This window comes from Mesorhizobium sp. 131-3-5, assembly GCF_016756575.1.
Taxonomy (GTDB): Bacteria; Pseudomonadota; Alphaproteobacteria; order Rhizobiales; family Rhizobiaceae; genus Mesorhizobium; species Mesorhizobium jarvisii.
In genome coordinates, this window is sequence record NZ_AP023254.1 from 5,115,513 (window position 1) to 5,129,230 (window position 13,718).

Consider the following 13,718-nt stretch of genomic DNA (forward strand, 5'->3'; position numbering starts at 1 on the left):
CCAACTTTGGCGATGTCGAGATTGATGACAAACGGAGTGGCAAGCTGTCGCCGCGGGCGGTACCGCTAACGCCGATAGAAATCCAGCCGCTGTTGCAACGCCTGCGGAGAAAACAGTCGCTGGACGGTCTGCCGCGCCTTGTGGCCCACGTCAGTCCGCAGCGCCGGATCGGCCTTGAGCTCGGCCAGGATTTGCGCCGCCTGCTGCGTCGTCTCGAAGAGAAAACCGTTTTCACCATGGTTGATATGGTCGGCATAGCCGCCATGCGAATGGCATACCACGGGTAAACCGCAGGCCATCGCCTCGAACACCACGCGGCCGAATGTCTCCACATGCGAGCCGGTGCGATAGTAGAAGACGTCGAGCGTCGGCAAAAACTGCTCGGCGGCAAACTGGCCCTGCGGCAGGAGTTCGAGTTGCGGATGCGGCGCGAGCCTGCCCTTGAGCGGCATGCCGCCCTGGATCCGCAACGCAACGCCGTCGGCCAGCAATGCCTCGTAGAGCACCACATCGTCGGCATGATGCTTGTCGTCCGTGTCGCGGCTTAGCCGTCCCACCGTGAACGGACCGTCCGGTCTTGCCGGTCGTGGTGAAAAACGCTCGATATCGATCGGCGACGGATGCACGACGCCTTCGACCTGCAGCATGCGCTTCTGGAATTCCGAGATCAGCACCAATTCGGCGCCGGGCCAGCCCAGCAGGCCCGGCATGCCGGTCGTCAGCCCGATGATCTTCGGGTGAAAGGTGTTGAAGACATAGATCAGCCGGCGTGGCCGTCGGATCAGGTAAGGCCACACCTTGTTACGCCAATGCGCACCGAGGAAGACATAGGTGCCGCCGTCCGGCACCTCGCGCCTTGCCGGCGAGACGCGACGAATCGGAAATTGCCGCATCAGTTCACCGGACACGCGCGAAGAGGTTGCCCAAAGACGCACCTGCTGGTCGGCGCTCAACAGCCGATACAGGTCCAGGGTTTCGCGCTCGCTGCCGCCAAACGGGTTCTGAAAGCCGTTGAACAAGTGGATCATGATCGCCGCGCTTGCCTGGCCCGGGCCGTCCCGTCACTCGTTGCCGGCACCGAAACAGGTCGTGACTGCGCCGGCGGCCCGGAAGACCGAGGAGATCAAGAAAGCAGAAATGTCTCTGGCGATGCCCAATACATCACCTTAGCCGGAGGAAGCACACCGGCAAGACGGCGTCAAGGAAGCGGCGACCCCAGCCTTCACGCGCAGCAAGGCTGCGGTCAATGCACCGTGGCGACGCTGGACTGAGACACCAGGGTGGCTTCCGCCGGGTCGAAACTCACCTGATCGCGGCCATTCGACTTGGCGGCATAGAGCCGTCTGTCAGCGGCGGAAAATATGGCCTCGTAAGTCGTCGGCCCGCTGAAGCTGGTGCCGCCGATGCTGACGGAAAGCGGACAGGCGCGGCCGCCGGGCGAAAAGTCCATTTCACGAATCCGCCGGCGGATGCCTTCGGCAACCAGCCAGGATTGCGAGGGGTCGACACCGGGAAGAAACACGCCAAACTCCTCGCCGCCGATGCGGCCGACGATATCGCTGCCGCGCAACTGTCCCTTGATCGCCTGCGCGATCAACTTGAGCGCCTGGTCGCCACAGTCATGACCGAGGCGGTCGTTGATAGACTTGAAGTGGTCGGCGTCGATGATCAGCAGCGCGCCGGAACGGGTCTGTTCCTGCTTGCGGGTCTCCTCGAGATAGGCCTCGACCAGCATCGAGAAGGCGCCGCGATTCAGCACCGCCGTCAGGCTATCGGTGGCGGCGATGACGCTGAGGTCGCGCTGAGCTATCGCCAGCTGGCGGATCTTCCACATGAGAAAAAACAGAAACGACCCGCCCAGTACCAGGGGCAGCATAAGGTCCGTCATTTGGGCGCGCCAGACGGCCTCGGGCGAGAGATAGGGGAAATTGAAAGAATCGACGAAAAACGCCACGGCGATGAAGAATGCCGTGCCGGCGGCGGTGACAGCGATCACCCTGCCCCAGCTGGTCGGCGACAGGTCGAGCTTCATCCCATTCTACTCCGTTAGCCGTCGCTACTATGACGCACCAACGCAAACAAATTGATAAGACTTCCCTTCAATTCGAGATCAGGGAGCCGGAGCATGCTCGCCCAATGAACAGCCGTGCTCCGGCGGTGAACGCAAGCCCGCTAACTAAATTTCGCGCGATGCGGGGAATTTATAACGTCAACGATTCGGCGCCGGTCCACTTGCTTCGACAACGAAGGATGCCGCGATCAGGTCGTCGGCATCCAGCTGTAGCGACCCGTCGCCCGGCCCCATGATGGCAGCGACCTTATGGAAGGTCTTCATCTCATGCTCGGAAATTTCGGCATCCTGCATTCTGGCTCTGAGTTGAGCGATACGCCGTCCCAAGGCAGGGGACGTTCCAATTTCACGTTTCGACATGGCCTTGTTTTCTCCTCCCCCAACCCGCGCTTGTTTTGCCCCGCCCGTTCGCCGGCCCACACATTGCGTTTTATGAGGCCCCGCGAATACAAGGCCCCGAACGCCTGATATGGGCTAAGGTTCCAGCCTCGGCGGATCACGAAATAATTCCGGGTCGCCCCACGCAGCTTTGCTCTATTGTCCGGCCGTCAGCACCATGGTTACGGTGGAGCTGCGCGCCTCAACCCGCTCCAGACAACGACCCGGAATGTTCGGCCACCTCGCGGCGGCGCATTCCTTGTCGGTGACGGCAACGGGTTCGCTGCGCTGTACGTCGGCGGCTTGGGTCGCCGTCGATGCGAAAAGAACAGTCTGCGTTATCAGAGCCGAGAAAACGGCAACCTGGAACAGCACGGCGGCGAAGGCGATCTTCTTGAGCATGCGACGAAACGCGCTGGCAAGCGTCAGGTTCCCGCCGGTCATTTCTTACGGCGAGCCTGCACCGTGCCGGCGCGGCAGAAAGCGAACCGACATACCTTTGACAGGAAGGAAATAACCTCGCAAAATCATCGATTTATTGGCGATCCCGACAGGATTCGAACCTGTGACCATCGGCTTAGAAGGCCGGTGCTCTATCCAGCTGAGCTACGGGACCGCTGGCCGGCCGAAGGGGCCGGCTGGATATCTGGCGCTGGCGCCGTTCAATGCGTCCAGGGCGTCCTGCGGTCATAGCGGAAATTCTCCGCATAGGAAATCTGGCGGCGCTTGGTCTCTTTCGGCTCCTCGACACGGAAGGCAAGACCTTCCTTTTCGGCGTAGGCCACGGCCTCTTCGCGGGTGTCGAAGGTCAGCCTGATCTGGCTTCTCATGTCTCCCGACGTCGTATAGCCCATCAGGGGATCGATCTTCTTGCGCATCTCGGGGTCGAACTCCAGCACCCAGTGGCCGGTCTTGGCCTTGCCGGACTGCATCGCGGTTTTGGCTGGGCTGAAAATGCGCGCGGACATGGCCACCTCATGGTTGTGCAAGGCAGCATCGCTGCCCCTTCGCCCGTCATTACTGCGCAATGCGCATGGCGGCAAGGTTTTTGCACTTGCCATGTAACACCGAAATGAATAGGCAACAGACCGTTCGGAGTGTAGCGCAGGCTGGTAGCGCATCTGGTTTGGGACCAGAGGGTCGGGAGTTCGAATCTCTCCACTCCGACCATCTTCTTCGTATCCGCCGCGCCAAGGCGCCGTCGCCCGCCACGAGAGCCGGCAGATTTGTCGTGCCTTTGGTCGGATACACGCTCCAGGCCCCGCCTACGCGACGATAGGCGTGCCGGTCCAGTTCTGCCGGATGACCGCCGCCACTCCACCCGACTTCAAGTCTGGAGCGCGCCTCCTATGTCGGTCGTGGATAGATCGAGCCCGGTATACAGGAGCGGCTGGAAGGCAAGCTCGCCGGGCGAGAACCCCAAACTCATTCCCGGCGAGCCTACAACCTGATTTGGAACGCAATCAGGACCGGGGTCAGCCGGCAAACTTTGTGCAGCAAGATAGATGCCAGCTGCTCTGTCCCGAAATGGGACATGCCCAGCGTCTGCTGGTGGTCGAGGCATCGCGATCGGCTAAATCTCGAACTCGCGCTGCCCCTCGTCCATGGCGTTGATCGTTTCAGCGGCGAGCGCGCGGGTGATCGGCATCTTGCGCTCGAGCGCGGTGCGGTCCAGCCGCTCCACTACGCGCATGGCTGTCGCCAGCGAGCGCTCGATGCGCCGCACCAGATATTGCACGACATGCGGTTCGACCTCGACCTGGCGGTCGGCGAACAGTTTGGTGATGACACCGGCCAGCAGCAGGTCGTCGGGCTCGTGGATCTCGACCGTCGCCGCCGCCTTCAGCCGCGAGGCCAGATCGGGCAGCGACACACCCCAGGCCGAGGGAAAACGCCGCGCGGTCAACAGCAGCGTCGAGCCGGCGCCGCGCACCGCATTGATCAGATGGAACAGGCCTTGTTCGTCGACCGCGCCGGCATCGACATCGTCGATCAGCGCCGGCCGGGCGCCGAGACTGGTGATGCTGTCGCCGATGCGCCGGGCGTCGACGGCGACCGCATTGGCGCGCACACGCCAGATGGCGGCCAGATGCGTCTTGCCGGAGCCGGCGGGGCCTGCCAGCACCACCACCGGCGAGGGCCAGTCCGGCCAGCGATCGACCAGTGCCGCCGCCTGGTTGTTGGTGCCGGAGACGACGAGTTCGTCGCGCGAATAGCCAGTGCCGTGGCCGAGATCGAGCGGCAGCTGGCGCGGCGGATCGGTTCGCTGGGCGGTCACTTCGAGCGACGTGGTTGGGTGCGGTGGCCGCCGCCACGATCGGCCGGCAGCGGCGGCGCGGCCTCTGTCGCGTGGCCCTTGTAAAGCGGCGATTCGAGATAGCGGGCGATAGCGAAGCGCACCAGAACGGCGACGGCGGCGGAAGCCGGCACGGCAATCAGCAGACCGACAAAACCGAACAGCGCGCCGAAGGCAAACAGGGCGAACATCAGCCACACCGGATGCAGGCCGACGCTTTTGCCGACCAGCCTGGGCTGCAGGATGTTGCCTTCGATGAACTGGCCGATGAAGAAGACCACGGCGACGGCGACGATCATCGTCCAGTCCGGCCAGAACTGGACGAAAGCGACGCCGACGGCCAGCACCAGCCCGGTCAGCGAGCCGACATAGGGGATGAAGGAGATGAGCCCGGCGAACAGGCCGATGAGGATGGCGAAATTCAGCCCGGTCAGCGTCAGACCGGTGGCGTACATGGCGCCCAGCACCAGGCATAGCGTGCCCTGCCCGCGCACGAAGCCAGCGGTCGCGGTGTTGATGTCGCGCGCAATGGCGCGCACGGTCGCGACGTTGTCGCGCGGCACCCAGCTGTCGATGACCGCCACCATGCGGTCCCAGTCGAGCAGCATGTAGAAAGCGACGACCGGCGTCACCACGAACAGGCTGACCACCGAGACCAGCGCCACGCCCGAACTCCAGATCGAGGTGAAGACCGTGGTGAGCAGGCCGAAACCCGACGTCAGCAGCGAATTCAGCCCATCGCGCAAGCCATTGGCGTTGACGCCGAATTTCTGCTCGAGCCATTTCGGATCAAAGGAGGTGATCAGGCTCTGCAGCCGGGTCAGGTATTCCGGCAGTTTGCCGGCGAAATCGGCCATCTGCGTCGCCAGGACCGGGATGAGGATGACAAAGGCCAGCACAAGCACGATGAGGAAGGTGATGAGAATGACCACCGTCGCCATGAAACGCGACAGGCCAAGCCGCTGCAGCCGGTCGGCGACCGGATCGAGGAAATAGGCAAGCACCATGCCGGCGACGAAGGGCAGCAGAATGTTGCTGAACATATAGAGGAACAGCGCAAGGGCGGCGACGCCGGCCACCCAGAAGGAGATCTGCCGGCGGAACGCGGAGACCGCGGCAAGATCGGCAGCCGCGGCCTCGATCACCGCCGCTTCTTCCTCAGATGTCCGGATTGGAGCCTTCGCCATAGCCGCTCATATGCCTCAGCCAAGCCACGAGATAGGCTGCGGCCGAAGCCACGGTCAAGACCCCGGACAGCAATATGAGGGCTGGCCGCAGCGGGTCGAGGTGCATGGCAAAGGCAAGCTCGCCCAGCACAACCGCCGCCAGCACGATCTGGATGGCTGTATTGGCCTTCGACACCAGGAACGGCTTTATCTCGACCGGATGCGCCATCACCGTGGACAACAGGACCGCGCAGACGATCAGCGCATCGCGCGACACCATGGTGACGACCAGCCACAGCGGCAACTGCCCGATGAAGCCCATGACGACGAACACCGAAACCAGAAGCAGCTTGTCGGCCACCGGATCCAGATAGGCGCCGAGTTCGGACTGCTGGTTGAAACGGCGGGCAATGAAGCCGTCGACGCCATCCGAGACGCCGGCGATGACGAAGCCGGCAAAGGCCCAGTCCCAGCGGGCCTGCAGCATGGCCAGCACCACGGCAGGCACCAGGAGAAGGCGCAGGATGGTAATCAGATTGGGGATGGTCAACTCATTGTCCCGCCATGCGCTGTTTGGAGATAGATGAAGGAGATGGAGAGCCGCCACAAGGGACAGTTCGTTCCAGGCGCGAGCGCCAAACCCGATGCCATTCTATCCACGCTTTTGTCAGGTCAAATGGCGCTCGGCTCCGCCGTTATCCTTGCGGACCGAAACCGTTCATGCGAAGAGCCCGCAAACGAGCAGGAAAATTGCGATGAGCAAGCGCGACACAAGCCAGCGCAAAACGGGCCAGCCCAAAACGGGCCAGCCCAAAACGAGCAAGCGCAGGAACGGGCTCACTTATGCCGAGGCCGGCGTCGATATCGATGCCGGCAATCTCATGGTCGAGAAGATCAAGCCGCTGGTGCGTGCCACGCGCCGGCCCGGTGCGGATGGCGAGATCGGCGGTTTCGGCGGGTTGTTCGACCTCAAGGCGGCCGGCTTCACCGATCCGGTGCTGGTCGCCGCCAATGACGGCGTCGGCACCAAGCTCAAGATTGCCATCGATGCCGGCAAGCACGACACGATCGGCATCGACCTTGTCGCCATGTGCGTCAACGACATCGTCGTGCAGGGTGCGGAACCGCTATTCTTCCTCGACTATTTCGCCACCGGCAAGCTCGACCCCGACCAGGGTGCGGCGATCGTCGGCGGCATCGCCGAAGGCTGCCGGCAGGCCGGCTGCGCGCTGATCGGCGGCGAGACGGCGGAAATGCCCGGCATGTATCACGGCAACGACTATGATCTCGCCGGCTTTGCCGTGGGAGCGGCCGAACGCGGCCAGCTTCTCCCCACCGACGACATCGTCGAAGGCGACGTGCTTTTGGGTCTCGCGTCCTCGGGCCTGCATTCGAACGGTTTTTCGCTGGTGCGCCGCATCGTCGCCGCCAGCGGCCTGGCGTGGAGCGATCCGGCGCCGTTCAACGACGAGGCGACGCTGGCCGAGGCGCTGCTCGAACCGACCCGCATCTACGTCAAGTCGATCCTCAAGGCGATCCGCAACACGCATGGCATCAAGGCGCTGGCGCACATCACCGGCGGCGGTTTCCCGGAGAACATTCCGCGCGTGCTGCCCAAGGATTTCTCAGCCGAGCTCGACCTGGAAGCCATAGACGTGCCGGCGGTGTTCTCTTGGCTGGCCAAGAGCGGCGGCGTGGCGCCGGAAGAAATGATGCGCACCTTCAATTGCGGCGTCGGCATGATCCTGGCGGTCGCCTCCGGCCAGGCGGCGCAGGTCGCCGCCGTGCTGCAGGAAGCCGGCGAGACGGTGACGCCGATCGGCCGCATCGTGCCGCGCCGCGATGCCGGCGTCATCTATCGGGGCTCGATCGGCCTATGAGCACGCAGAGAAAACGCACTGTCGTCCTGATATCGGGACGCGGCTCCAACATGACCGCGCTGATCGCGGCGGCCAGCGACCCGGCCTTCCCGGCCGAGATCGTCGGCGTGATTTCCGACAAGGCCGACGCCGCAGGCCTCGGCATCGCCAAGGCGCGCGGCATCGCCACGCAGGTCATTGCCCGCGCCAACCATGGCAGCAAGCAGGCGCATGACGCGGCGATCGACGCCGCGCTCACCGCCTTAAATGCCGAGATCGTGGCACTGGCCGGCTACATGCGCATCCTCTCCTCCGGCTTCGTCCAGAAATGGCAAGGCCGGATGATCAACATCCACCCTGCCCTGCTGCCGGCGTTCAAGGGCCTCGACACCCATGCTCGCGCGCTGGCCGCGGGCCTGCGCATCCATGGCTGCACCGTGCATTTCGTCACATCAGAGATGGACGACGGGCCGATCATCGCCCAGGCGGCCGTGCCGGTGATGGTCGGCGACAATGCCGATACGCTGGCTGCCCGGGTGCTGAAGGCCGAGCACCGGCTCTATCCGCTGGCGCTGGGGCTGGTCGCCGAAGGCAAGGCGCGCATGGAGGCCGGGCGCACGGTGCTCGCCCACTTTGCCGACGATGCCGACAACGGCACCTCGGTGGTGATGGCGCCCGATCCGCTGCGCGAGGAGGCCGATCTGGAACATCTGGCGCGGATTACGCCCTGAGGGCCGAGGCCAATGGGCGTTTTCGACAGTGCGATCCGGACGAGAGGCGACCTGGCCGGCGTTTTCGAATATGACGAGGCGGGAGACCCGCAAAACGCCACCGCATATTTTTACCTCTATCGAGCCCAAGGAGACGAGTCAGGCTCCGTCGTTGATACAATTCACATACGATCGGGCTCTTGGGCCATCAGCGGATCGGATATCGTCGTCCGGTGGGATAAGGATGAGCGGCGCGTCGGGTTGTTTATCTTCGGTGCCCTTGCCGCAGCTTTCGACACTGAAGCCGGCACCAAGCACGGCGGCGGATATGGCAGAGACTTTCATGCCGATATTCCCTGGTCGGGCTCAAAATGATGAAACAGCTACTCCTTCTGCGCCACGCCAAATCGAGCTGGGACGACCCTGCTCTCGATGATGTCGACCGGCCGCTGGCCGAACGCGGGTTGAAGGCGGCCAAATTGATAGGGCGGGAGCTTGCGGCGCGCGACTGGCTGCCGGATCTGGTGCTGGTGTCGTCGGCTCTGCGCACCCGTGATACATGGCGGCTGATCGCCGCGGAACTGCCGGCGTATCCCAAGGTCGTGTTTGCCGAAGCGCTCTACGAGGCTTCTGCGGCGGATATTCTGAGCCAGATTCGTCAAGTCGACCCATCAAGCGGCTGCCTGGTGGTGGTCGGCCACAATCCGGGTCTGGAGTATTTGGCGAAACAGCTTGCCGGATCAGGCTCGGAGGCCAAGGCCCACAAGAGGCTCGAGGAAAAGTTCCCCACGGCAGCCACCGCGCGCTTTGTCTTCGACGGCGACTGGTCTGGCTTGTCGGTCGCCCGACTGACGCATTGCCTGCGCCCCAAGGATCTGAGCTAGAAGTCCTGCGGGGCATGCGGCGGGCAAGCCCGCCGCGCCCGAAACCTCAGTTGCCCCAGATACCCTGGCCGGGTTCCGGCCAGTCGGTGGTGGTCTTCATCCTGGTATCGCCCGCCTTGTGCCCGGCCATATCAGTGTTCTTGACCGCGCTGGTGGCGGCGTGATCCACGCCGGCAATCGAGGCAACCGGCTGGTTGGCATTGTCGGAGCCGTAGTGGTCACTGCCGGCAAGGGCGCCGCCGGTCGCAATGAAGATAGCGGCGGCAGCGAGAGCAATCTTGTTCATTTCAATCTCCTGGTTTCTCCGTTAGGCGGCGTCTTGGGAGGACGGTTCCGCTGGGAATAAGACCCGAGGCCATCCGGTTTTATTCCCGGACGCGGAGCTTTCCCTCTGCTGCTCAAACCGATGCCAGCCCGTGCCTGCCCTGCTGCGCAAAAAACAAGAGCGGCGGGCCGAACCCACCGCTCTTTGTCATCGAGGCCTGCTTGAGCATTGGCTTAGTTGCCCCAGATCCCCTGGCCGGATTCCGGCTGGACAGAATCAGGCGTCAGCTTGAAGCCGTGATGCTCGACCGGCTTGCGGATCGAGGCCGTGTGGCTGTGGTCGATGTTGCCCGCAGGCGCTGTGATGGCCGGCTGGTTGACGTTGTCCGAGCCATAATGGTCGCTACTGGCAAAGGCGCTGCCCGTGGCAACGAGGATGGCAGCAGCGGTAAGTGCAATCTTGGTCATTTTCTTTACTCCAGTATTCCTAGTTCTGTCCGTCTAGTGGCGTGCCCTTGGGAGGAATTTCGCGTCGCTCGGACAGGCTGGAAGTGGGTTTTTCGTTCGCCGACTTCCAATCACGAAGATGTTCCATCACGCGCGAGATCCGGACCTTGAATTTTGGCCAAGGGTCAGGTGTAAGAAAATTTATTAATCAATATCATATGGTTATCGGAAGGCGCCCGTGCACATTGTGGCGATTTGTCGAGTCGGCGTTGACCGTCCGCTCACGGTTCGTCAACATTATTTGAACCGATCGGTTCGATTTCAGATCGGTACAATCGCATGCATAAAGAACAAGAGCGGCGGGCCAGGCCCACCGCTCTTTGTCGTCTTCCGGGGATTGAAGGAATTAACGGCCCCAGATGCCCTGACCCGACTGAGCCGGGACGTCGGCATTGGCGTCGCCCTGTGCCTTCAAAGACTTCACGATCGAACCGGTATGCGTGGTGTCGATGTTAGAGGACGACTGGCTGACAGCCGGCTGGTTGACATTGTTGGATCCATAATTGTCGCTGCCGGCAAAAGCGGCGCCCGTGGCGACGAGGATGGCAGCGGCGGTGAGAGCGATCTTGGTCATTTTAAGTACTCCTGAATTGAAGTTCGGGTTGATATCGGCAGTCGCGATTTAGCGGCCGAAGAGGTTGCGGTCGGCGCCCTGCGGAGCCTGGGCCTGGACGGTCGCGGTCGACTTCGAGGTCGAAGCGGTGACCGAATGGTCGACAGCGGCGGCGGGCTGGTTGACGTTGTTGGAGCCGTAGTTGTCGCTGCCGGCGAAAGCGGTGCCCGTGGCGACGAGGATGGCGGCGGCGGTAAGAGCGATCTTGGTCATTTTAAGTACTCCTGAATTCAAATTAGGTTGATCTCGGCAGTCGCGATTAGCGGCCGAAGAGGTTGCGGTCAGCGCCCTGCGGAGCCTGGGCCTGGACGGTCGCGGTCGACTTCGAGGTCGAAGCGGTGACCGAATGGTCGACAGCGGCGGCGGGCTGATTGACGTTGTTGGAGCCGTAGTTGTCGCTGCCGGCAAAAGCGGTGCCCGTGGCGACGAGGATGGCGGCGGCGGTGAGAGCGATCTTGGTCATTTTCTTTACTCCAGTATTTATCTGTCCTGTCCGTCTAGTGGCGTGCCCTTGGGAGGATTTTCGCGTCGCTCGGACCACCCCGAAGTAGGGAATGCCTTTTGGGATTACCAGTCGCGTCGACTTTGCAGGATTTGCTTATATTATAGACAATGCATATTGCATTGCAGCAATTTCTGCGCGATTTACGCAATGATTTCAGCTCATTAGGCTCGGCGCCCCCAGCCAAACCGGAGTGTTTTCGGAGGCCATTGTTCACCGTTTGCGGTACAATCTGTCAATCAGAACCGAACCGTTCGGTTCGATTTGCGGGTATGGACTGACCGATTTGAAGCTGCAAGGGTCTGCAGTTATCCCTCGCCAAGACCGCATTTGTCTTGCGTTGAGATCGATACTGTCGCTCATTCAGGAGAGATCAGGGTGCCGCGGTCATCAAGCCAAGGCGACCCGCTGGAAGGCCGCAAATGGGATTGGGACTGTCATAGATATGCGACTGCTGCTCGTTGAGGACAATCGCGAACTGGCCGACTGGCTGGGCAAGACCTTGCGCCAGGCGAATTATGTAGTCGACATCGTCCATGACGGCGAGGATGTCGAGCACGCGCTGGCGGCGGGCGACCATGCGCTCGTCATCCTCGACCTGGCGCTGCCGCGCATGAGCGGCCTGGAGGTGCTGCGCTTGCTGCGGGCGCGCGGCAACCGGGTGCCGGTGATCGTGCTGACCGCCAATGCCAGCCTCGACGGCAGGGTCAAGGGCCTCAATGAAGGCGCCGACGACTATCTGGCCAAGCCATTCCAGATCGAGGAGCTCGAGGCCCGTATCCGGGCGCAGTTGCGCCGCGCCAATGACCGCACCGCGCCTGTCGTTGCCTGCGGCGATCTCGTCTTCGACACCAACACAAGGCTGTTTTCGCTCGCCGGCGAAGCACTGGCGCTCACACCCCGCGAGCATGCGGTGCTGGAGCAATTGATGGTGAAGGCCGGGCGCACGGTGAGCAAGGCAGCACTTTCGGCGGCGATCTATGACTTCGAGACCGATGCCGACCCCAGCGCCATCGAGATCTATGTGCATCGCGTGCGCAAGAAGCTCGAAGGGTCGCGGGTCCAGATCGCCACCTTGCGTGGCCTCGGCTATCTCTTGCGACATGAAGATCAATAGCCTCCGCCTGCAATTGTTGGCATGGGTGGTGCTGCCGCTGGCCGGACTCGCCACCATCAATCTGTGGACCAGCCATGGCAGCGCGCTGGCCACCGCCAACCTGGTCACCGACCGAATGCTGCTCGGCTCGGCTCGGACCATCGCCGAGCAGGTCGCCATGACCGACGGTGTGCTCGATGCCACGATACCGCCGGCAGCGATCGAGATGTTCGATACGGGCGACCGCGACAGCGTCTACTACCATGTCAAGACTGCCAGAGGGCGGCTGCTGACCGGCTATCCCAATCTGCCGGAGGCATTGACGCCGTCCAGCACCGAGGCAACCTATCGCGATCACCGGCTGCGGCTGCTTACCTTCAGCCAGGGTGTGGTCGGCGCCGCCGAGGATTCGCCGATATCGGTTACCGTCGGCGTCACCCTTGCCGGACATGACGCGATGGTGCGGCGACTCTGGTTTGGCGCCTTTGCCCAGCAGTTGGCGCTGGTGGCGATCGCCGGCTTGTTCGTGCTGCTTGGCCTGCATCGCGGCCTGGCGCCGCTCATCAGGCTGCGCGACGCGGTGCGTTCGCCGAACCGCAGCGACCTCGATCCGATTGAAGTGCGGGGCGCGCAGAGTGAAATCCGCCCGCTGATCGATGCGCTAAACGCCTATATGGCACGCGTGCGGGCACAGATGGCGTCGCAACGCCGCTTCGTCGCCAATGCCGCGCACCAGTTGCGCACGCCGCTGGCGCTGCTGTCGACGCAGGCGAGCTACGCGCTGCGAGAGACAGTCCCCGATGCCCGCCACGAGGCACTGGTGGCCTTGCAGGCAAGCTCCGGCCGCCTGGCACGGCTTGCCGAACAACTGCTGACATTGTCGAGAGCCGAGCCGGGCAGCCGACGGCCGCGCGCCGACCGTGTCGACCTGACCGAAGCGGCTCGCCAGGTTCTGGAAACCCATGCGTCGATCGCCGTCAGCCGCAACGTCGATCTCGGCCTTGAGGAGGCCGGTCCCGTGCCGGTCATCGGCGACGGCACCATGCTGCGTGAGATGATCGTCAACCTCGTCGACAATGCGCTGCGCTACTCCTCGTCAGGTGGCAGCGTCACTGTGAGGCTGGCGGCCCTCGATGGCGAAGCCGTACTGACGGTCACCGACGACGGGCCTGGCATCCCGGTGGAAGAGCGGGATCACGTGTTCGAGCGCTTCTATCGCATCGCCGGCTCGACCGAGGAAGGCAGCGGGCTGGGGCTCGCCATCGTGCGCGAGGTTATCGAAAACGCCGGCGGCCGCGTCACCCTGCGGGATGGCGCGGCCGGCGGTCTGGTTGTTGACGTGAGGTTGCCACTGGCAAGCAGCTAGCCCATG

The 13,718-nt window shown here is 63.0% G+C and carries 19 protein-coding genes and 2 tRNA genes; 7 read left to right on the forward strand and 14 right to left on the reverse strand.

Features of this window, described 5'->3' with window-relative positions; all coding sequences use genetic code 11:
• Positions 1 to 65 precede the first annotated feature (65 nt).
• From JG747_RS25160 to JG747_RS25185, 6 genes are all read right to left on the reverse strand, one after another.
• A complete protein-coding gene (locus JG747_RS25160; RefSeq protein WP_202360272.1) occupies positions 66 to 1,028 on the reverse strand; it encodes a glycosyltransferase family 4 protein in 963 nt (320 codons plus the stop codon).
• A gap of 215 nt (positions 1,029 to 1,243) precedes the next feature.
• Positions 1,244 to 2,032 carry a GGDEF domain-containing protein gene (locus tag JG747_RS25165; RefSeq protein ID WP_019857376.1) on the reverse strand — a complete coding sequence of 263 codons (789 nt, stop codon included), beginning with the start codon at positions 2,030 to 2,032 and terminating at the stop codon, positions 1,244 to 1,246.
• A 177-nt stretch (positions 2,033 to 2,209) separates the two neighbouring features.
• The gene (locus JG747_RS25170; protein ID WP_027046691.1) at positions 2,210 to 2,431 is read right to left on the reverse strand and encodes a hypothetical protein; all 222 of its coding nucleotides are present in this window, start codon (positions 2,429 to 2,431) and stop codon (positions 2,210 to 2,212) included.
• Positions 2,432 to 2,605: 174 nt separating this feature from the next.
• Entirely contained in the window at positions 2,606 to 2,893 is a 288-nt protein-coding gene (locus JG747_RS25175) for a hypothetical protein (protein WP_038645963.1), read from the reverse strand.
• 95 nt (positions 2,894 to 2,988) lie between these two features.
• Positions 2,989 to 3,065 (reverse strand) — tRNA-Arg (locus JG747_RS25180).
• Positions 3,066 to 3,111: 46 nt separating this feature from the next.
• On the reverse strand, positions 3,112 to 3,417 hold the full coding sequence (locus JG747_RS25185; RefSeq protein ID WP_015318428.1) for an ETC complex I subunit: 306 nt from the start codon (positions 3,415 to 3,417) through the stop codon (positions 3,112 to 3,114).
• 125 nt (positions 3,418 to 3,542) lie between these two features.
• Between JG747_RS25185 and JG747_RS25190 the strand changes: the two genes are divergently transcribed.
• Positions 3,543 to 3,619 (forward strand) — tRNA-Pro (locus JG747_RS25190).
• Positions 3,620 to 4,022: 403 nt separating this feature from the next.
• Here JG747_RS25190 and hdaA read toward each other — a convergent pair.
• The 3 genes from hdaA to JG747_RS25205 are packed head-to-tail and all read right to left on the reverse strand — an operon-like array spanning position 4,023 to position 6,461.
• Entirely contained in the window at positions 4,023 to 4,727 is a 705-nt protein-coding gene (gene hdaA / locus JG747_RS25195) for a DnaA regulatory inactivator HdaA (RefSeq protein WP_019857373.1), read from the reverse strand.
• Positions 4,724 to 5,932, reverse strand: a complete 1,209-nt coding sequence (locus JG747_RS25200) for an AI-2E family transporter (protein WP_020628823.1) — start codon at positions 5,930 to 5,932, stop codon at positions 4,724 to 4,726. Before JG747_RS25200 ends, hdaA begins: the two co-directional genes overlap by 4 nt.
• On the reverse strand, positions 5,904 to 6,461 hold the full coding sequence (locus tag JG747_RS25205; RefSeq protein WP_019857371.1) for a CDP-alcohol phosphatidyltransferase family protein: 558 nt from the start codon (positions 6,459 to 6,461) through the stop codon (positions 5,904 to 5,906). The genes JG747_RS25200 and JG747_RS25205 overlap by 29 nt, the downstream gene beginning before the upstream one ends.
• Before the next feature lie 205 nt (positions 6,462 to 6,666).
• On the opposite strand from JG747_RS25205, the gene purM reads away from it, so the two are divergent.
• From purM to JG747_RS25225, 4 genes are read left to right on the forward strand one after another with little or no spacing between them, the layout of a single operon-like run.
• Complete coding sequence (gene purM / locus JG747_RS25210) at positions 6,667 to 7,791, forward strand: phosphoribosylformylglycinamidine cyclo-ligase (RefSeq protein WP_202360273.1); 1,125 nt, start codon at positions 6,667 to 6,669, stop codon at positions 7,789 to 7,791.
• Positions 7,788 to 8,501, forward strand: a complete 714-nt coding sequence (purN, locus tag JG747_RS25215; protein WP_019857369.1) for a phosphoribosylglycinamide formyltransferase — start codon at positions 7,788 to 7,790, stop codon at positions 8,499 to 8,501. Before purM ends, purN begins: the two co-directional genes overlap by 4 nt.
• 12 nt (positions 8,502 to 8,513) lie before the next feature.
• A complete protein-coding gene (locus JG747_RS25220; RefSeq protein ID WP_019857368.1) occupies positions 8,514 to 8,855 on the forward strand; it encodes a hypothetical protein in 342 nt (113 codons plus the stop codon).
• Positions 8,855 to 9,364, forward strand: a complete 510-nt coding sequence (locus JG747_RS25225) for a SixA phosphatase family protein (RefSeq protein ID WP_202360274.1) — start codon at positions 8,855 to 8,857, stop codon at positions 9,362 to 9,364. The genes JG747_RS25220 and JG747_RS25225 overlap by 1 nt, the downstream gene beginning before the upstream one ends.
• Before the next feature lie 46 nt (positions 9,365 to 9,410).
• Here JG747_RS25225 and JG747_RS25230 read toward each other — a convergent pair whose 3' ends face one another.
• The 5 genes from JG747_RS25230 to JG747_RS25250 all read right to left on the reverse strand — a co-directional run bounded on the left by JG747_RS25230 (position 9,411) and on the right by JG747_RS25250 (position 11,211).
• Positions 9,411 to 9,650, reverse strand: a complete 240-nt coding sequence (locus JG747_RS25230) for a DUF680 domain-containing protein (protein ID WP_019857366.1) — start codon at positions 9,648 to 9,650, stop codon at positions 9,411 to 9,413.
• 212 nt (positions 9,651 to 9,862) lie between these two features.
• Positions 9,863 to 10,096 carry a DUF680 domain-containing protein gene (locus tag JG747_RS25235; protein WP_019857365.1) on the reverse strand — a complete coding sequence of 78 codons (234 nt, stop codon included), beginning with the start codon at positions 10,094 to 10,096 and terminating at the stop codon, positions 9,863 to 9,865.
• Between the two features lie 385 nt (positions 10,097 to 10,481).
• Entirely contained in the window at positions 10,482 to 10,709 is a 228-nt protein-coding gene (locus JG747_RS25240) for a DUF680 domain-containing protein (protein ID WP_019857364.1), read from the reverse strand.
• A gap of 48 nt (positions 10,710 to 10,757) precedes the next feature.
• Positions 10,758 to 10,961, reverse strand: coding sequence for a DUF680 domain-containing protein (locus JG747_RS25245; RefSeq protein ID WP_019857363.1), 204 nt, complete (start codon positions 10,959 to 10,961; stop codon positions 10,758 to 10,760).
• A gap of 46 nt (positions 10,962 to 11,007) precedes the next feature.
• Entirely contained in the window at positions 11,008 to 11,211 is a 204-nt protein-coding gene (locus JG747_RS25250; protein ID WP_019857363.1) for a DUF680 domain-containing protein, read from the reverse strand.
• Positions 11,212 to 11,695: 484 nt separating this feature from the next.
• On the opposite strand from JG747_RS25250, the gene JG747_RS25255 reads away from it, so the two are divergent.
• Both JG747_RS25255 and JG747_RS25260 read left to right on the forward strand, forming a co-directional pair.
• The gene (locus JG747_RS25255) at positions 11,696 to 12,367 is read left to right on the forward strand and encodes a response regulator (protein ID WP_019857362.1); all 672 of its coding nucleotides are present in this window, start codon (positions 11,696 to 11,698) and stop codon (positions 12,365 to 12,367) included.
• On the forward strand, positions 12,354 to 13,712 hold the full coding sequence (locus JG747_RS25260) for a sensor histidine kinase (protein ID WP_202360275.1): 1,359 nt from the start codon (positions 12,354 to 12,356) through the stop codon (positions 13,710 to 13,712). The genes JG747_RS25255 and JG747_RS25260 overlap by 14 nt, the downstream gene beginning before the upstream one ends.
• Positions 13,713 to 13,718: the final 6 nt, after the last annotated feature.

Excerpts from the sequence above, each read along its gene's own strand:
- JG747_RS25160 (WP_202360272.1), bottom strand. The coding sequence starts at position 1,028 with ATGATCCACTTGTTCAACGGCTTTCAGAACCCGTTTGGCGGCAGCGAG.
- JG747_RS25165 (WP_019857376.1), bottom strand. The coding sequence starts at position 2,032 with ATGAAGCTCGACCTGTCGCCGACCAGCTGGGGCAGGGTGATCGCTGTC.
- JG747_RS25170 (WP_027046691.1), bottom strand. The coding sequence starts at position 2,431 with ATGTCGAAACGTGAAATTGGAACGTCCCCTGCCTTGGGACGGCGTATC.
- JG747_RS25175 (WP_038645963.1), bottom strand. The coding sequence starts at position 2,893 with ATGACCGGCGGGAACCTGACGCTTGCCAGCGCGTTTCGTCGCATGCTC.
- JG747_RS25185 (WP_015318428.1), bottom strand. The coding sequence starts at position 3,417 with ATGTCCGCGCGCATTTTCAGCCCAGCCAAAACCGCGATGCAGTCCGGC.
- JG747_RS25200 (WP_020628823.1), bottom strand. The coding sequence starts at position 5,932 with ATGGCGAAGGCTCCAATCCGGACATCTGAGGAAGAAGCGGCGGTGATC.
- purM (WP_202360273.1), top strand. The coding sequence starts at position 6,667 with ATGAGCAAGCGCGACACAAGCCAGCGCAAAACGGGCCAGCCCAAAACG.
- purN (WP_019857369.1), top strand. The coding sequence starts at position 7,788 with ATGAGCACGCAGAGAAAACGCACTGTCGTCCTGATATCGGGACGCGGC.
- JG747_RS25220 (WP_019857368.1), top strand. The coding sequence starts at position 8,514 with ATGGGCGTTTTCGACAGTGCGATCCGGACGAGAGGCGACCTGGCCGGC.
- JG747_RS25225 (WP_202360274.1), top strand. The coding sequence starts at position 8,855 with ATGAAACAGCTACTCCTTCTGCGCCACGCCAAATCGAGCTGGGACGAC.
- JG747_RS25230 (WP_019857366.1), bottom strand. The coding sequence starts at position 9,650 with ATGAACAAGATTGCTCTCGCTGCCGCCGCTATCTTCATTGCGACCGGC.
- JG747_RS25235 (WP_019857365.1), bottom strand. The coding sequence starts at position 10,096 with ATGACCAAGATTGCACTTACCGCTGCTGCCATCCTCGTTGCCACGGGC.
- JG747_RS25240 (WP_019857364.1), bottom strand. The coding sequence starts at position 10,709 with ATGACCAAGATCGCTCTCACCGCCGCTGCCATCCTCGTCGCCACGGGC.
- JG747_RS25245 (WP_019857363.1), bottom strand. The coding sequence starts at position 10,961 with ATGACCAAGATCGCTCTTACCGCCGCCGCCATCCTCGTCGCCACGGGC.
- JG747_RS25250 (WP_019857363.1), bottom strand. The coding sequence starts at position 11,211 with ATGACCAAGATCGCTCTCACCGCCGCCGCCATCCTCGTCGCCACGGGC.
- JG747_RS25255 (WP_019857362.1), top strand. The coding sequence starts at position 11,696 with ATGCGACTGCTGCTCGTTGAGGACAATCGCGAACTGGCCGACTGGCTG.
- JG747_RS25260 (WP_202360275.1), top strand. The coding sequence starts at position 12,354 with ATGAAGATCAATAGCCTCCGCCTGCAATTGTTGGCATGGGTGGTGCTG.